This window comes from Erwinia sp. 9145 (genome assembly GCF_000745075.1).
Lineage (GTDB): Bacteria > Pseudomonadota > Gammaproteobacteria > Enterobacterales > Enterobacteriaceae > Erwinia > Erwinia oleae.
The window spans coordinates 1,842,650-1,860,594 of sequence record NZ_JQNE01000001.1 but is presented as its reverse complement, the minus strand read 5'-3'; the positions used below and the strand labels follow the sequence as shown (position 1 = coordinate 1,860,594).

The 17,945-nt window shown below is 55.1% G+C and carries 14 protein-coding genes; 7 read left to right on the top strand and 7 right to left on the bottom strand.

Annotated features, from left to right (window positions below; genetic code table 11):
- Positions 1 to 118 precede the first annotated feature (118 nt).
- From FA91_RS09120 to FA91_RS09100, 5 genes are all read left to right on the top strand, one after another.
- Complete coding sequence (locus FA91_RS09120) at positions 119 to 454, top strand: helix-turn-helix domain-containing protein (protein ID WP_034914859.1); 336 nt, start codon at positions 119 to 121, stop codon at positions 452 to 454.
- A 125-nt stretch (positions 455 to 579) separates the two neighbouring features.
- Entirely contained in the window at positions 580 to 1,593 is a 1,014-nt protein-coding gene (locus tag FA91_RS09115; protein ID WP_034914856.1) for an AI-2E family transporter, read from the top strand.
- A gap of 95 nt (positions 1,594 to 1,688) precedes the next feature.
- Positions 1,689 to 3,269, top strand: coding sequence for a methyl-accepting chemotaxis protein (locus FA91_RS09110; protein WP_034914855.1), 1,581 nt, complete (start codon positions 1,689 to 1,691; stop codon positions 3,267 to 3,269).
- A 57-nt stretch (positions 3,270 to 3,326) separates the two neighbouring features.
- Complete coding sequence (locus FA91_RS09105; RefSeq protein ID WP_034914843.1) at positions 3,327 to 3,764, top strand: ribonuclease domain-containing protein; 438 nt, start codon at positions 3,327 to 3,329, stop codon at positions 3,762 to 3,764.
- Positions 3,765 to 4,034 (top strand): barstar family protein, encoded by a 270-nt coding sequence (locus FA91_RS09100; protein ID WP_034914840.1) that lies wholly within the window; start codon positions 3,765 to 3,767, stop codon positions 4,032 to 4,034.
- 9 nt (positions 4,035 to 4,043) lie between these two features.
- Here the strand turns inward: FA91_RS09100 and FA91_RS09095 are convergent, their stop codons facing one another.
- Positions 4,044 to 5,054 (bottom strand): AraC family transcriptional regulator, encoded by a 1,011-nt coding sequence (locus FA91_RS09095; protein ID WP_197060493.1) that lies wholly within the window; start codon positions 5,052 to 5,054, stop codon positions 4,044 to 4,046.
- Here FA91_RS09095 and FA91_RS09090 point away from each other — a divergent pair.
- A complete protein-coding gene (locus tag FA91_RS09090) occupies positions 5,053 to 5,883 on the top strand; it encodes an oxidoreductase (RefSeq protein WP_197060522.1) in 831 nt (276 codons plus the stop codon). The two genes, FA91_RS09095 and FA91_RS09090, sit on opposite strands and share 2 nt — an antisense overlap.
- A 151-nt stretch (positions 5,884 to 6,034) precedes the next feature.
- Here FA91_RS09090 and pmrB read toward each other — a convergent pair whose 3' ends face one another.
- From pmrB to FA91_RS09060, 6 genes are all read right to left on the bottom strand, one after another.
- Complete coding sequence (gene pmrB, locus FA91_RS09085) at positions 6,035 to 7,123, bottom strand: two-component system sensor histidine kinase PmrB (protein ID WP_034914835.1); 1,089 nt, start codon at positions 7,121 to 7,123, stop codon at positions 6,035 to 6,037.
- 5 nt (positions 7,124 to 7,128) lie between these two features.
- Positions 7,129 to 7,806, bottom strand: coding sequence for a two-component system response regulator PmrA (pmrA, locus tag FA91_RS09080; RefSeq protein ID WP_034914833.1), 678 nt, complete (start codon positions 7,804 to 7,806; stop codon positions 7,129 to 7,131).
- Between the two features lies 1 nt (position 7,807).
- Entirely contained in the window at positions 7,808 to 9,436 is a 1,629-nt protein-coding gene (gene eptA / locus FA91_RS09075) for a phosphoethanolamine transferase EptA (RefSeq protein WP_034914831.1), read from the bottom strand.
- Positions 9,437 to 9,554: 118 nt separating this feature from the next.
- Positions 9,555 to 11,921, bottom strand: a complete 2,367-nt coding sequence (locus tag FA91_RS09070; RefSeq protein WP_034914828.1) for a virulence factor SrfC family protein — start codon at positions 11,919 to 11,921, stop codon at positions 9,555 to 9,557.
- Positions 11,918 to 14,902, bottom strand: a complete 2,985-nt coding sequence (locus tag FA91_RS09065; protein ID WP_034919153.1) for a virulence factor SrfB — start codon at positions 14,900 to 14,902, stop codon at positions 11,918 to 11,920. The genes FA91_RS09070 and FA91_RS09065 overlap by 4 nt, the downstream gene beginning before the upstream one ends.
- 2 nt (positions 14,903 to 14,904) lie before the next feature.
- Positions 14,905 to 16,242, bottom strand: a complete 1,338-nt coding sequence (locus tag FA91_RS09060; protein WP_034914824.1) for an SrfA family protein — start codon at positions 16,240 to 16,242, stop codon at positions 14,905 to 14,907.
- A 342-nt stretch (positions 16,243 to 16,584) separates the two neighbouring features.
- On the opposite strand from FA91_RS09060, the gene FA91_RS09055 reads away from it, so the two are divergent.
- The gene (locus FA91_RS09055) at positions 16,585 to 17,904 is read left to right on the top strand and encodes a PAS domain-containing methyl-accepting chemotaxis protein (protein WP_034914821.1); all 1,320 of its coding nucleotides are present in this window, start codon (positions 16,585 to 16,587) and stop codon (positions 17,902 to 17,904) included.
- The last annotated feature ends 41 nt before the right edge of the window (positions 17,905 to 17,945 follow it).

Sequence of the window (17,945 nt, the reverse complement as noted above, 5' to 3'; positions counted from 1 at the left end):
AACTTGCATTAAATTAGTGCTTCTACTATTGTGCATAAGTGCATTCATTAAAGATACCTTTTACCCCGGTATGGGGAGAAGGTCAACCTCGTTGGCGAGGTTCTGAAGGGGAAAGACTATGAGCCATGATGATTTCATTAACGATCTGGTTGAGTGGATCGATAGCCATATTGAAGGGAAAATGGATTTAGATACCGTGGCGGAGCGGGCGGGCTACTCTAAGTGGCACCTGCAACGGATGTTTAAACAACACACCGGCTATGCCCTGGGTGAATACATCCGCGCGCGTCGCCTGAAAAAATCGGCTGAGCGACTGGCCGGCGGCGCTGAACCAATTCTGGAAGTGGCGATCTCCTTTGGTTTTGATTCACAGCAGTCGTTTAACCGTAGCTTTAAGCGTCAGTTCGGTCAGTCGCCGGGCGCATGGCGTCGTCAGGTTCAGGTCAGCGCCTGAACCCGTAGCAAAGCGGGCATGGCGCCCGTTTTTTTTACCTGTCACTGGCGCTCGTGCCGCTCAGGAGAGCGTATACTGTCTGAATTGTAGCGAGTTTTTAATTTCAGACAGGAATCGTCAACCCGATGTTGTCACTCAACAAACGCAATACCTCTGAAGCGGCCAGCTATCTGCTGGTGCTCTTTGCGCTTTTAATGATTTTCCCGCTGCGGCTGCTGCCGTGTTTTCTGGCGGGCTTTATCGTTTATGAAACGGTACTGGCATTGACACCCTGGGTCGAGCGTCTGGTCAAAGGCCCGCTGGCGCGCTGGATCATTATCTTTTTCCTCACCCTGATCGTGGTGATGGCGCTGGTGCTGGGCATCACAAAACTGATTGGTTTCCTGCTGCATGATTTCCACAATCTTGCCGCCTTCCACGCGGCAGCCAGCAAGCTGCTGGAAGACGCGCAGCGCACGCTGTCGCCGGTGGTGACGCGTTATCTGCCTGCTGATATTGATGAGCTGCAACACCAGCTGATTACCTGGCTGCGGGAGCATCTGGTGGTGGTGCAGACGTTTGGCCGCACGGCGGCGCATACCTTTGCCACCATGTTAATCGGCATGCTGCTGGGCGCCATCATTTCGCTCCGAGTCAGTCATGACGGTATAAAAAATGCTCCGCTCAAACAGGCGCTGTTGCAGCGCCTGACCCTGCTGGCTGCCTCATTTCACAACGTGGTTTTCGCACAACTCAAAGTGTCGCTGGTGAATACGCTGTTGACCTGCGGGTTCCTGTTTGGCGTGCTGCCGCTGTTCGGCCTGCATTTTCCCTTTGCCAAAACGGTAGTGGTGCTGACCTTTATTGCCGGACTGCTGCCCATTATCGGCAACCTGATCTCTAATACCGTTATTACGCTGATCGGTCTCTCAATTTCCCTGAAAGCAGCGGTGATCGCCATTATTTTCCTGATACTGGTGCATAAGCTGGAGTACTTTATCAATGCACGGATTTTTGGTTCGCGTATCAATGCGAAAACCTGGGAGATCCTGCTGGCGATGCTGGTTTTCGAGTCTGCATTCGGTCTGGCGGGCGTGGTAGCCGCACCGTTGTACTACGCCTATCTGAAGAGTGAACTTTCTCACGCCCGATTGATTTAACAGTCAGCCGCACAGTAAAGTTCCCGCCTTTTACGTCGATAACCTGGTCAGAAGATCCCGAAAAGGTTCGGGATCTGCCATCACCGGGGCGACCTATGAAATTATCAGATTTTAAAATCAGCCTGCGGCTGGGGGTACTGGCCGCCATTTTACTCGCCGCCACCCTGTTTATCGGGTTGACCGGCCTGATTACCAATGAAAATTCGCTGCGGCAAAACAGCCAGATCATGCGGCAGGAAATGCAGATTGAGCAGATTATTGATACTGCACGCAATGCGCAGGTGCAGTTTAAAATTCAGGTGCAGGAGTGGAAGAACCTGCTGCTGCGCGGGCAGGATCCAAAAAATTTCGATAAATTCAAAGCGTCGTTTACCGAACAGAGTCAGGTGACGCAAACGCTGTTGGATAAGCTTATCGCCGCCATGCCTGCGGTGGGCATGTCCACCGCCGAGGTGGTAAAAACCAGAGCGCTTCATGCGGAGCTTGAGCAGCACTATCTTACCGCGCTTCAGGCCTGGCAGCCGGGTGATATCACCAGCGCGCAGCGCGTTGACCATCTTGTCACCGGTATTGACCGCCTGCCAACGCAGATGATCGATCAGACGGTCGCTCAGGTGCTTGAACATACCGTTAAAATGCATCAACGGATTGAAGCGGATAATCAGCTCGCCTGGCAGCGCACCCGTCTGCTGTTGCTGGTTTCTATGCTGGCGGCGCTGCTGGCGGGCAGTATCATTACCTGGTGGCTGGTGCGCAGTATCACGCGGCCGCTGGCGCAGGCGGTGAAAATCGCGCAAACGGTCGCCGCAGGCGATCTCCAGACGCAGATTGAGGTGAAAGGGCGTGATGAAACCGCTTCCCTGATGGCGGCGCTGAAAGAGATGAACGGCAACCTGACCCGCATCGTCTCCGATGTGCGTGAAGGCACAGAAACCATCGCCACCGCCTCGGCGCAGATCGCGCTGGGTAGTCAGGATCTCTCCTCGCGCAATGAAGCGCAGGCCAGCGCGCTGGAAGAGACGGCAGCCTCGATGGAAGAGCTGACCTCGGTAGTGAAAAAGAATGCCGACAATGCCCGCCATGCGAGTGATATTGCTTTAACCGCCACCTCTGCGGCGCAGCAGGGTGGGAACGTGGTTGAAGAAGTGGTGCAGACGATGGGCGACATCCACAACTTTTCTCATCAGATTAGCAACATTATCAGCGTAATCGACGGCATTGCCTTCCAGACCAATATTCTGGCGCTGAACGCGGCGGTTGAGGCCGCCAGAGCGGGTACGGAAGGGCGCGGCTTTGCGGTCGTCGCGTCAGAAGTTCGCGCGCTTTCCCAGCGCTCAGCGACGGCGGCCAAAGACATCAAAACGCTGATTGACAGCTCGGTGTCGCGCATCAACGCCGGTAATGCACTGGTGGCGCGCGCGGGCGAATCGATGGCGGATATTGTCGATCACGTGCAGCGTGTCAGTTCGCTGGTGGCGGAGATTTCGCTGGCAAGCGGTGAGCAGAGCGTCGGAATCGATCAGGTGAACCTTGCGGTTACCCAGATGGATTCCGCTACCCAACAAAACGCCTCGCTGTCGCAGGAGTCAACCGTGGCGGCGCAGTCGCTGCAAACGCAGGCCGAGCACCTGTTGCGCAGCGTCAGCGTATTTAAGCTGGCGCCGTACAAGCGCTGATCTGCTGGCCGCCGCAAGGCCGTAGATCTCCGGCCTCGCGGCGGCTACAATTCCGCCATGAATAAAAAACTTATCATTGCGGCGATTTTCGCTCTGGTAGCGACCATCGCCGGTCTTCGCCACCCCTCTTCAGATACCACGCCTGGCCATGACAACGGCGATATCAGCACGCTTACTCAGCAGCAGCGCGTGGCTGACTACCTGCGCCAGCATCAGCGCCTGCCGTCTTACTATCTCACAAAAGATGAGGCACGCCGTCAGGGATGGCAGCCGGCCAGCGGTAATCTCTGTGACATTCTGCCGGGCAGGGCGATTGGCGGCGACCGCTTCTCGAATCGCGAGGGACGGCTACCGCAGCAGCAGGATCGCCGCTGGTTTGAAGCGGATGTGAACTATCGCTGCGGACGACGCGGCAGCGATCGGCTGATCTGGTCAAGCGATGGCATGATCTACCTCACCCGCGACCATTATCGCCATTTCGAGCAGGTGAAATAGATGAATAAAGTCAGCTTCGATTTTGACCATATCCAGGACGTTGAGGGTTTTTATCGCCGTTTTGCTCAGTGTTTCACGCTGGACGATAATTTTGGTCACAACCTTGATGCGCTGTGGGATGCGCTGACTGGCCTGATTGATTTACCGGTACGTATCACGCTGCGCCATCTTTCACGCCACCCGGATCCCGCACAGTTTGATGATATTTGTGCGGTATTACATGAAGCCGAAGCCGTACTGGCGGGCGGACTGGTATTGAGGCTTCATTAGCGCCTCACTTCAGCGCATCTCTTCGCCGAGATGGCGGCGCACCCATTTCACCTCTTCCGACGCCGTACGGCCAAAATGCCGCTTAAAGTCACGACTGAACTGCGCGGTACTTGCATAGCCAACCTGCGCGGCGACATCGGCGATGGTGCGGTGCTGACCGGCAATCATCAGTCGTGCTTCATGCAGCCGCATTGCTTTCAGATATTGTATCGGACTGCTACCGGTTACCTCCCTGAAATGGATATGGTAGGAAGACACGCTCATGCCCGACGCTTTTGCCAGATCGGCGAGGGCGATTTTCGTACTGTAGTTTTCCCGAAGCCAGCTCAGGCTGCGAACGACCCGTCCTGCAACCCCTTTTTGCTGCAATGCGGCAACGAGAGCGCCGCCCTGCGGGCCGATCAGCACCCGATAATGCAGCTCGCGCAGCAGCGCGCTGCCAAGCACGGCAGCCTCAGCCGGTTTGCCAAGGGCCGTCAGCAGGCGCAGTAGCAGCGACTGCACGTCCGGCCCGGTTTTGCTTGATACCAGGCCACGCGGCCTGTGCGACGGCAGCTGCGCGTGTCGCTCAATCTGCATCACGATATCAGCGGCGGTCTGCATATCAAACTCCACATAGATCGCCAGTAGCGGTCGCGCCGGGCTGGCCTCGGACTGCATTCGAAAAGGAACGGGCAGCGCAACGGCCAGATAATGCTCCTCGTCGTAAAGGTAGAGCTCGTTTTCCAGCATGCCTGTTTTACTGCCTTGCAGGACAAACACCGCCCCGGGTTTGTAAAGCACGGGCACGTCATTAAGCACCGTTTCGGTGCGTAAAATTCTTACTGCATCAAGCAGGGTGGCGTTGTAACCTGGCGCGGGCGCCAGCGCGTCTGCCAGCGTGACAAGCTGCTCTCTGAGCGCGCGCGAGGACGACGGAAAAACAGGATTGAGCAACATATTACGATGATCCGCAATCGAAGGGCGTGGTAGTAAAGAGTATTTTGCAAACTCCACTTTAATCAAGGAGAGTTTATCCATTATGTCAGCGAAAACCTTTTTTATTACCGGCGCGAATTCAGGCTTCGGTCTGGCGATTGCTTCTGCCGCCGTTCGTGCGGGGCATCAGGTTATCGGCACCGTGCGTTCCGCCTCATCGCGCGACGCGCTCCGGGCAGCACTCCCGTCCGCGCATGCTGTACTGTGCGATGTCACGGAATTTGAGCGCATTGACGATGTGGTGCGTGAGGCTGAAGAAAAGTACGGGCCGGTTGACGTACTGATTAATAATGCCGGATACGGTCACGAAGGCGTGCTGGAGGAGTCGTCTGTCGAAGAGATGCGTCGCCAGTTCGAGGTAAACGTATTTGGCGCCGTCGCGGTGGCGAAGGCTTTTCTGCCCGCTTTTCGCCAGCGTCGCCGTGGATTTATCGTTAATGTCACCTCAATGGGTGGCCTGATCACAATGCCGGGCATCGCGTACTACTGCGGAAGCAAGTTCGCGCTCCAGGGAATTTCACAGGTAATGCGCGCCGAGATGGCGCCGTTTGGCGTGCACGTTACCGCGCTCTGCCCTGGCTCTTTCCGCACCGACTGGGCCGGGCGCTCAATGGTACGTACGGCACGATCCATCAGCGATTATGACGCGTTATTCGATCCCATTCGCGCCTCAAGGCAGAGCAAAAGCGGCAGCCAGATCGGTAACCCGGACAAGCTGGCCGACGCCGTGCTGGCGCTGGTGGCATCTGATAATCCACCGCCTCAGCTTCTGCTCGGTAGCGATGCGCTGACGCTGGTATCGGACAGAATTGCCTCTCTTCAGCAGGAAATTGACGCCTGGCAATCGCTTACGCTCTCTACCGACGGCTGAGGTAAAATTTAAAACGAGCTTAATACTATCTTAAGCAAGCTGTGAAAAACTCTCTTCAACCTTTGAGGAGAGTAAAATGAAATTCATACTGACAGCAACGTTAAGCGAATATGTTTCCGTTCTCATGAGCATCAGCGCCGCCATCCTGTATTTAAGCATCTGGTTTACCGCCTGAAGAGGGCGGAAACACAACGCTGGCACGGCAGCCCGTCGGCGCGGCGTTTTCAAGAAAGAATTGCCCGTCATGCAACTGCACGATGCGCGTCACGATACTCAATCCCAGGCCAACGCCGCCATAGCGGCGATCCATGCGGACAAATGCCTTACTCAGCTCACCCGTTTTACTTTCATCGATACCGGGCCCACGATCCTCAACACACAGCATCGGCTGGGAAGCATTCTCCAGCCGTAGCGTGATGGTTGTCTGTCGTGGGCTGTAACGATGGGCATTTTCAACCAGATTGCGCAGCAATACTTTCAACAATGTGGCATCGCCGCGAACCTGCGCGTCCTGGTGACAGATAAGCTCCATACGTTGCTCCCGCTGCGACAGCATGCTTTCCAGCTCGTTACGGAGGGGGAAAACAACGTCCTGACGTAAAGAAACGCTCTGGTAATTACCCGAGGTGAACGATTGCCCCGTGCGCGCAAGCTGGAGAAGCTGCGACACGCTGGTTGTCATTGAATCGATGCGCTGGATCAGCGGCTGTACGTTCACACCGTTTTTTTTCTCGATCAGTTCCAGGTGCAGCCTCAGGCCGGCAAGCGGCGTGCGCAGCTCATGCGCCACATCGGCAGTAAACAGCCTTTCACGCTCCAGGCTGGTGGATATTCGGGAAACAAGCTGATTAATCGCATGGGTGACCGCATCAATTTCCCGTACAGAACTCACCTGGGCGATGGGCTGAAGATTATCTTCCGTACGGTTTTCAAGATGGGTTTGCAGTTCAAAAAGAGGGCGCGTAATGCGCTTGATTGCCTGAAAGCAAAGGGTAAGCGTCAGCGAGATCATGATCAGGCTCGGCAGCGCCAGGCTGGCGACGGCTTCGCGGATCTCTTTATGAATGTGCTTTTGCCGGAACTGATGGTCGAGGGAGGCGTTGGCCAGCAGCTCAATCTGCTCCTTGCTTTCATGCCACAGCCAAATCACGCTAATCACCTGGCAGAAAAAAATAATCAGCCCGATAGCCATCAGCAATCGAAAACGAAGGGTGGTATGGTTTTGCCGCCAGCCGGCCATGAGATTCATTCAGGCTCACTTTTATCGGGTTTTAATAAGGCATAGCCGAAGCCGCGCACGGTGCGAATGGCTGACTTACCAATCTTGTCGCGCAGATTATGGATATGAACCTCAAGGGTATTGGTTGAAGGTTCGGTATCCCAGTTATAAATGTCATTAAATAATATTTCGCGGTGAACCGGTTGGCCTGCCTTCAGCATCAGGCGGCAAAGCAGGGAATACTCTTTCGGCGTAAGTTCCAGAAGCTTGTCATCAAGCCGGATTTGACGATGCACCATGTCCATGCTCATATTGCCTGCCGTCACCACGTTGTCAGCCTGATTCAGATGACGACGGATCAGCGCGCGGATGCGCGCCAGCAGCTCATCCAGGGCGAAGGGCTTGATCAAATAGTCGTCTGCGCCAGCGTCCAGTCCGGCAATGCGTTCATTAATGGTGTCACGCGCCGTCAGAATTAACACAGGCAGCGCTTTTCTCTGTCGGCGAAGCCGCGACAGCAGGCAAAGTCCGTCTTCATCAGGCAGACCTAAATCCAGAATGAGCAGGCTGTACAGTCCCGACGTAAGAGAGGCTTCGGCTTCACGTGACGAGGTTACACCGTCACAAATATAGCCTTCGCCTTCCAGTGCCAGCAACAATCCTTGCCGTAAAAGCGCATCATCTTCAACGACTAAAATTTTCATCTTATTTCACCCGGCACGCTGACAATATATCATCTGAGGCACGATATTCCCTGGTTACGGTGCCGGTCATACCCAGCATTGTTGAAAACAGATTGTCCTGTGAATAAGGCTGCGTGGCCCGTTTTTGCAAACAGTCACGCGTCACGGCAAAGCGCTTCTGATAATCGTCGGAGAGCCAGATTAACATTGGCACATGTGTTTGCACATCAGGCGCGATGGCATAGGGCATACCGTGCAGATAGGTGCCATTTTCGCCCAGCGATTCACCGTGATCGGAAAGATAGATCAGGCTGCCGGTGAAACGATCCTGATGCTCGTTCAATACGGCAATCGCTTTATCAACAATATAGTCAACATAGAGTAGCGTGTTGTCATAGGTATTGACCAGTTGCGCATTTGAGCAGGTTTGAATTTCATTGGTATCGCAGGTCGGCGTGAATTTTCTGAACGCAGGCGGATAACGATTATAATAAGTCGGGCCGTGGCTGCCGATGGTATGTAAAATAATAACGCCATCACCGTTAAGATGAGAAATATACTCTTCGATCTTATTAAAAAGCACCTCGTCATAGCATTCGCCTTTAATGCACATGCCCGGCAGATTCAGACTACTCATATCCTGATGAGGAACGCGATCGCACGCGCCCTTACAGCCGCCATCATTTTCACGCCAGAGCACCTCGATCCCGGCGCGTTGCAGAATGTCTGACAGCCCCTCCTGATGACCTGCCCGAACGTCATCATAATGCGCGCGCGGCATATTTGAAAACATACAGGGTACCGATACGGCCGTAGAGGTGCCGCAGGATTGGGTATGAGGGAAATAGATAACGTTATCCTGCGCAAGACGGGGGTTGGTCTGACGACCGTAACCGCCCAGCGAAAAATTAGCGCCGCGCGACGTTTCGCCAACGATCAGAATAGTCAGTCTTTTTTTGGTATTTCCCGCCACTGCATGATCGAGCCTGGCATCTTCGCCAATTTTTATCAGCGGCAAATTCTGTAGCCGGTGGTGCTGATAATAAGAAAGCACGGCGGTAATACTGTTAGACGGACTCAGCGACTTGACCAGTTCTCTGTTATTACGAAACAGCGAGGCGTAATCTTTATAAAACAGTAGCGCAACGATGATAATCAGCAGGCCAGAACAGAGGATGTTCAGCAGACGATAAACCATCGCCGACATCAGAGAGGGATAAGGCTTATGACGCAGCCAGAAACTCGCGGCGATGACCACAATCCCCGCAAAGAACAGCGTCGCAAGCAGTTGCGGCGTCATTAATGCGAAGGTTTCTGAGGCAGTGGTATCCAGCATATTCAGGATCATTGAGCGATCGAGAATAATGCCGTAATTCTGAATAAAATACTGCGCCAACACCGACATCAGGATAAAAAGCGCAACGACTATACGATCCAGACACAGAAATGAAGCCAGCGTGACCACAATATTAATGACGCTGAAGGCAACCACCGGCATGGAGAGAAATACCATCACGTTGCGAGCGGAGGTCAACGGCATGGCCTTTAAAACATTGTGGTAAAAAGCCAGGTTTAAAAACAGCGCAATATAGAGAGAAAACAGTATCAGCCAGCTAACGCGACCAATCACTGGTCGGGAATATGCAAACATAGTTAAATCCTGAAAACCCGTTGGGGAATTCAGGATCGCAAATGAAGATTAGGATAACCTTAAGACGCTAAAGCTTTGCCGCGACCGTATAAGCAGAAGCGTCAGCGTCGTTTACTCTTCACTTTCCGCCTGCGGTCAGTTTCAAAATGGCAGCCAGTTCGGCGCGATGCGCGCTGTCAATTTCGCGGGCGGCGGACCAGCCGGCATTCTGTAAAATCATCTCATTCAACCCCACCAGCCAGTCGTAAATGTAGAATGCCGCATGATTGTTGGGTTTCAACGCCAGACGAGTCAGGCGCTCGCCAGGCGCGGGGCCCGCCTCCGGTTTGGCGAAGATTTTCTGCCCGCGATTAATTTTACTCTCCGGGCGCTGCGCTTCCGGCAGATGCTGAAAACCCAGCCAGGCAACAAAATCGCCAAGCACGCTCAGCGCGCGCGATACCTGGCGGTCGGCGATCATCTCTGCGGGAATACCCGCCGCTTCGCGGTCGTTGAGAATATTGACCAGCGCGCCTTCAATATCAAGGCGGATGCTGGCGGTAACCATTTCCTCCGTCAGCATCTCCAGCGTCGCCCTGGAAACGCCCAGCAGCTCCAGCAACGGTGCGCGATCCGGCAGCTGGCGCAGAATATTGACCCACAGGCGGTAAACCTGATGGGCGAACTCCGCTTCCGGCTCGTCAGTCGCCACCTCCGGATTGAGCAGCGCCGGAACGGGTTCGTCGCTCAGCAAATCGATGCTCATGCCGATGCCAAAAGGATCGTCTTCGCTCAGCACATGCTCCTGCGGACGTTCGCCGGGGCGTTGCCGCTGTAGAAACAGATGCCTGAGCGTTTCACGATCGGGGAGCAGCCGTTCAAGCAGTTCGCCATGCACGCCGGTTCGCACCTGGAGCGCTTTAAGCAGCGTTTCGGCCACGCGCTGGCGCGCTTCCGGCTCCTCTCTTTCTGAAACCAGATACCAGCGTCCCAGCAGATTATCATTGAGTTCACGGCGCAGCTCTTCACGTTGTTCATCCAGCCGCTCCATCTTGATCTCGCGACGTACCTCGGTCATCAGCCAGCCTGCCATCCGCCTGACGCCTTTATCATCCATCGCCAGCATTGAGCCCCAGGCATCGCCAGGATTGCCAACGTAACGCTGCACCGCCGCGTCATAATTTTGCCCGTGCGTGATACGCTGATCGAACGGCGTCAGCGCCCAGATCAGGCCCGGTTTGCGTCGGCCACGCACCTGGCTGTTTTCGCCCTGCGTCTGTTTTACCCAGTTATCCAGTACGCGACCAACGATGCGCGAATCACTGCGCTGGCTGACGGCGCTGCACACCATCAACAGATTGACATCCTGCCGCTCGGCGGCATATGTGAGAAGAAAAGAGCGCTTGGCGGTAAGAAAGGCCAGCGCCATCTCATGCTGTGCATCGTCAGGCACAACAGAAGGCGTTTCGATCCCCGGATAATCGAGCAGATCGACCTGTTCAAACATCGTTTCACGCGGCGCGCTGTAGTAGGGCAGCGTCACTTCACGGCTGAGCAGCGCCAGTTCAGAAAGGGCAACGTTCACCGGTTTGAGGTTGCGTCCTTCCACCTGGGGCAGCACCTGAATCACCCTGTCGATCGCGGCGTTGAAATAGCGCAGACCACTTACGTTCAGGATGCTCAGCGTGGGATCGTCCAGCGTAGAGAGCGGGGCCAGCACGCGTGGCGCGCAGACGGCAAGAATGTGCGCAAGCTGGCGATAGAGCGCCGTCAGCGCGCGATCATCATGCCACAGCAGAGAGAACAGGCGGGCGCGATCGTCAACGCTGAGCGACGGCGCCAGATCGACGGCCAACGGCCAGAAATGTGTTTCCAGCGCTTTACTGCTGGCGGTCTGACTGGCGGACAGCCTGTCCCACAGCGCCACCACGTCGTGGCGGGTGAGGCCGTCAACCGCCTGAGGTTGACGATACATACCGACGTTTTTCAGCCGATCGCCGATCTGCTGTTCGTCCGGCGTCGCCTCGCCGTTGCGGTTTGCCCCCATTTCAGTAATAACGGCAATCAGGGCTTCCTCGCTGAGTAGCGATAACTGCACCGGCCACTCATTATCCACGCGTACCTGCTGGCCGGTGAAGCGGGTCACCATTGTGCCGGTCAACTGCTGTGGGTTGAGTGCGCTGTAATCGAGGGTTTCCGCGCCAAGCGCTATCTCCAGTCGGCCTTTTTCACTGACGGCCAGCGCATTAATCAGATAGGACTTTCCCGCCTGTGAGAGTCCGAACAGGCCAATCGCGCACTCTTTTCCTGCCGCGGCGGCCAGATGAGCGGCTTTATTGCGCTGACGACAGAGCTTGATGCCCAGCCGATCGGCTTCCATATTCAGGCGAGGCGAGGTTTCCCGCGCGCTCTCCAGCCAAAGCGCGGCGCGGTCAATCGCTTTTACCAACACATCCAGTTTTTTGCCGAACTGTCCCGACATCTGTTTTGGCGTCAACGGTTTCATTTCTTATATACGCTCCCACTGTCGATCCAGTAATGGGTGATCCCCGATCCGCTGCTGGCCAGCGTATTTAATTTCAGACGCAGGTGCTCAAGCGGCACGGGTGTGCCATCGTCCAGTGCGGCCTCGGCGATTTCAAACCGTTCCGGGCCAAATTCGCCCGCGTCCTTCGTAACGGCAAGTTTGATTTTTAATACCTTATCGCCCGCGACGCTGCGTGCCAGCTGCGGATCGACAATAGAAAGGGTGTAGAGCGGCGACGCTGGCCAGCGGTCGTTATCCAGTTGACGAAATCCCAACGTCAACGCGCCGCGCACCTGGAAACGCTGACGCGAATCCAGGCTGAATTTTTCGTCGTCGAGGTCGATATCCGCATACCAGACGTTTTCACCGCTGAGTGCGCCGTTGCTGTCAATCATGCCAAGGTAACGAATGGTTGAATAGGGCTGGAAATCACCGGCTTTGAACCAGAAGTTCGCAAGCCGCAGATCCAGCGACAACAGGCAGAGCATCGCCCCCACCGCCGCGGTGGATTTCGGGTTCTCAATGCGCCCCTGTTTGTTAAACGGATACCAGTCGTTCGTGTGATAGCCATCCAGCGAGAGAATGCGGCTGACCGGCAGCGGCTGAAGATGACGGAACAGTGCCTGTACGCCGGGGAAGCGAGAAGGTCGGCCGGTCAGCAGCAGCACGTCGCAGTCATAAACCGCCACCACTTCCGACATCGATCGCAGACTCTGCGTGATATTCATTCGTGGCGAAAGAAATTCGGCATGCAGTTTACTCAACCGCACAATCAGCGGCACCTGCAATATATCAAACCCGGCTGCATCGCCGGGTAGCTCACGCTGGATCTCACGGTTAATGTAATCCAGCAGCTTTTGCGTTGGCGGCTGCCCGAGCAGCTCGCCGAAGCGGGCGTCAACTTCAGCACTCAAATCAAGCGGATCAAAGCTTTCATAGGCTTCAAGGATCGCCTGGCCTACGGGCATAAAAATCTGCAACGTCACCTGCTGGCGAAGGGTGGACTGTCCGTCGAGCCGACCTTCGTGCCCGAACAACCGCGTCATCACGCCTTCGGGATTAGCCATGCCGGCCTGTTTGAAGGCCGCCTGAAGGGCGGGAAGCACATAAAGCTGGATCACATCCAGCAGAATGTCATCGCCCGCCAGCTTAAATCCCTCGCGGAACAGCAGGCGCGGCATGATTTTGACGTTATTGCCGACGCCGTCGTCCAGCCGGTACTGCGTGATAGCCAGATCGGTGGTGCCGCCGCCGATATCAATGGAGGCAATGCGCAGCGTTTTCCCCGGCGGCTCATCAGCGGCGCGCACGCGATCCGGCCGCGCCATGCTGATAAAAAAGTCTTCGGCGCGGCCGCCAAAGTTAACCTGGGTTTCGTTGTAGAGGTAGACCATCTGCCCACAGGTGGCTTCGTCCCACTCCATCTGTACCACCGGCACCGGCACCAGACTCTTCGCTTTATCTTTTTCGCTGGTAAAGTCGTCATCAGCCGGATGCCAGCCCATCGCTTTCCACACCAGCGCGATAGCTTCCTGCATGCGGCGGCGAAATATTTCCCGTTCCGGCTTCGGCATCGCGGAAGGCAACGTCAAAATGATATGACGTAGCTGGCGCGGCGCGCTGCTGTGCAGCATTTTCTGCCGCTGGGCAGGGCTGTTCATCTGCATCAGCGCCTGCGCCAGCAGTTCAGAGAGCATCAGACTCATCACCGAACTGCGGCTGTATTGCGGCGAGAACACCGGCAGGCGCTCTTCCGTCGGCTGGTTGTAAAGCGGCTGGCCTTCATCGTTAATTAAAAAGGTCAGCGGCGCGGCGGTCGCCAGCGGCTCCTGGGCGGCGCTGCCCGGCGTGCGGCTGAAACGCCAGCCTGGCGTATAGCTCTCTTCATCCCATAAATAGCGCCGCGGGCTGGAGATGCCGGTAGCGCCTTCGGTGCCCAGGCGCGCCAGCGCCAGCTGAGTCGCTTCGCGGCCAACACGAGTGATGGAGGGCCAGATAAACGCGTCATCGCGCCCGCTTTCGATAGCGTAATTCTGCTTACCAAAACTGGCCTGCGCAAATTCGACGCGGCTTTCAAACAGCTCATTATAGAGCTGGTGCGGTGCGCTGAGATTGCGCAGATGCAGCTCATAGGTATGCTTAAGGCCATGCGGGTCGTCAGGATGGTCTTCAACCATGATGCCGCAGGTATGCGAGTTGCCGACATCAAGGATCAAATCTACCGCAACGGCAGGTTCCTGGAGCGTGGCGGCGCTGATTTTCAGCTCGGGCAGCGCAAGTTGCTCTCCCAGCAGATGCAGCATATTCAGATAGTGCGCCTGGTATTCAAATTCACGCAGCGCGGTACGGATATTCACCTGCGGCCGACCTTCAACCGCAGCGGCACGTTCGCTGAACGCTTCGCGCAGCCAGCCATCAATCCAGGTGTGATCAAGAAACTCGCCCAGCTCGTTGCTACGATGAGCCAGTGCAAAACTGACGCCGTTTTTAACGTCGCTCTCATTCAGCGCCAGCGATTCATCTTCACCCTCCGGCCAGACGCGGGTTTCAAATGCGAGACAAAGACGATGGGTTTTACCATTGGGATCGGGCCTGTCGAGCGCGAGGATCTGCATGCGCGCCCAGTTGTCCGGGCCGCCGATAAAGGTGCGCGGCGGGTTGAAGCGGAAAAAAGGCAGCGGCAGCCAGACGCCGTTTAACAGTTGTAGCGACTGCTCAAGCGAAAAGCTGAACTCCGGCTTGACCACTTCAGGCATGCCGCCCGCGTTGACCGGCAGCAAATACTTACCGCTCTGCGCATTGAAATTCAGGCGCAGCAGCGGGCCGTTCGCAGTCTGACGGACAAATTTTCCTGGCATGTCGGCGTCGTGGATCGGCGTCAATGCAAAGTCCAGAAACTGAATGCCGCTGTTCTGAATCAGCGTCATCGTGGATTTAAAATCTGTGATCGCAGCCAGCATCATTATTTACTCTCACGCTTCATCGTCATCGGTAATACCGTATTAGCATCATACTGTCCGCTACACTCAGCCGGGCCGCTAATACCTTGTTTGCAGACCAGGTCCGGCATCTGATAGCGGGAACCGTCGCTGCATTTTGCTTTGGTGCGGCTGTTGATCACCAGGTTTCCTGATTTCATCAGGCCAGCGAACACATCCACGCGGCAGCTTACGCCGTCACCCTGGGTCAGCTTCAGCGTTCCTTTGCCGTTTTTCATCTGGTAGCGCAGGCCTGGCGGCTTGCCGGTTACCGGATTTTTTCCGCCGGGCAGGGCGCGCCAGTTACCATTAAGGAATTTAGTTGAGCCCAGTTTTACCGCATCCGTTGGCATCACCAGATCATCTTTGGCAACAGGTATTGCCGCTTCTTCACTGACGGCCTCTGTTGGCGGCACGGCCTGAGGCTCAGGTTGAGGAGCATTCACCTGAGTGCTGCTGGCAGGCGCAAGCGGCAGTTCGGGCGCCTGCACCGGTTTGGCAACGGGTGGCGCGGGAGTAGGTGCAGGCGGCTCCACCGGCTCAACGTTGACAGGCGGTTGGACAGCCGGCGTCGTTTGCGGCTGTGAAACACAGCTTTTCAACTGAACGCCCAGCGCAATTAACAAGGCGACGGCAGGTAACGTCCAGCCGTAGCGCAGCAGGGTAAGATTTTTTCTTGCGGGCGCAACCGCGACCGGAGTAAACGGTGCAGGCTCCGCTGCGGGTTCCTGTGGCGCAGGCGGCAAGACAATAGTCGGCTCGGGCACAGGTACAGGCGGCGCGACAATGATCGGCGGCGGCGGGATATCAACCCGTTTCGACAACATCGGGATCTCTTCCGGTTCGGTACGCAGACAATCCAGCGCATCCAGCCGGGTTTTCTTTTCCAGACTGACAAAACCCCAGAAGGTGATGACGGGTTTACCGCCGACTAAATAGACAAAATTTTGATCGGGAAACTGTAAAGCCTTAGCGAGCAGGGCGCCAAACAGTTTCTGGCCCGGTTTTTCAGAATTCTGTGCGCGCTGACAGAGGTCGGCAACCGCCTGCTGACACGCCACCAGCTGGCTGAGCGCCTGACTGCGTGCGCTGTCAGTCGCGCCTGCCCAGGAGGAGATTTTGCCCGACACGGGTGCGTACCAGTCAAGGCGATCGCCCGCGTCGTTAGGCTGCGGGATCGCCAGACAGTCGGCGATGTGCTGCTGTTTTCGCAGACGTAACGTCTCGCGAAGTTGAAGGGCTGAAAGGTAAACCGGCAAACCGTTTTCGCCCAGGGCCAGAACGGCGTCTAAATTTCCGCTGCGTAAGAATGTTTTAGCCACGCAAAAAGAACCTTTTCGTCAGAAAACCGGAGAGAAAAATTAAAATGTTATCCGGGCATAGCATTACTTTAGGCGATTTGACTTAAATTGAAGACGTAAATAAGAGGGTAAAGCAGTGATTGTTTTGCCAATGGAATCAGTAAATGTGCAGGAAGCTGCTAAAAAATCACATAAAATTGCCGCAAAAAAAATATCTCAGGTCTGCAAAACCATGAGAAATTTTTGACAAAACACGCTAATCGCGTGCTTTTAAATTGTGCGCGATTTAAAAGTGAATTTTTGCCCGCTTTTGCCGATAACCCTTTCTGTGACGATATTAATAATTTCTAAAAAGGTTACAGAATGATCAACAGCATTAAATCAGCGGTTTTATCACGTGTTGCGCACTCTCCCTTACGCAACTCCCGCGAAACCATTAACTCGCTGCATAACGCTATCGCGATGATTGAGTTCACCCCTGAAGGCCAAATTCTTTCGGCGAATGGACTATTTCTGGACATTATGGGCTACACGGCAGGCGAGGTGATCGGCCAGCATCACCGCATTCTCTGCCCGGACAGTTTCAACAATTCGGCTGCCTATGCGGAGTTCTGGGCGCGACTGCGTCGCGGAGAAAGTTTCAGCAATAAATTTTTGCGCCTTGCCAGGTTTGGACGTCCTGTCTGGCTGGAAGCCAACTATGTCCCGATTAAAGATCGCAGCGGCAGAGTGATAAAGATTGTCAAACTGGCGTCAGATATTACTGAAAGGATCTTTGATGCCCAGGAGCAACGGGCGATGACCAATGCGATTAACCGTTCAATGGCGGTTATCTCATTCAATCTGGATGGCAACGTGCTTCACGCCAACGAAAATTTTTTGAAAACCACCGGTTACAGAAGCGATGAAATTATTGGGCAGCACCACCGTATATTTTGTACCCCTGAGCTTTATCACAGTCAGCAGTATAAGGATTTCTGGCAAAAGCTGCGTCAGGGAAATTTCGCCTCGGGCTTTTATGAGCGCGTGAATAAAAAGGGTGAAAAGATCTGGCTCCGCGCGACCTACAATCCGGTTTTTGATGAAAACAAAAAGCTGTATGAAGTAGTGAAATTTGCCACCGACGTCACGGCGCAAATGAATAAAAACAAACAGGAGCGGGAAGCCGCCGAACACGCTTATAAAGCGGCGCTGGAGACCAATGCCGATACGCGGCAGGGCGTGATTGTTGTTGAAAACAGCGTGCAAAAAATGAATGAAATCGCCAGCGAGCTGCGCAAAGTATCGGAAGATATCAATGGGCTGAGCAGCCAGTCGGCGCAGATTGGTATTCTGGTTGATACCATTCGTTCCATCGCCAATCAGACCAACCTGTTGGCGCTGAACGCCGCCGTTGAGGCGGCGAGGGCAGGGACGCATGGTCGAAGCTTCGCCGTCGTGGCCAATGAAGTCCGCATGCTGGCGGCCAATATCAACAGTGCCACCCAGGAAATTGCCAGCGTGGTGGACTGCAATCAGACGCTGGCCAGCACGGCACAAAAAAACATTACGGCTAACCTTGTCAGGGCTGATTTGGGCGTTTCACTGATTAAAGAAGCAGGCAATGTTATTGTCGGGATACAATCGCATTCGGCCGAAGTTGTTCAGGCCATTGAGCATGTTAATGAGCAGTTGAAAGAGTAATTAAGATAACGGGTTCAGTCGGGCTGAAAAATGCCTGAGCC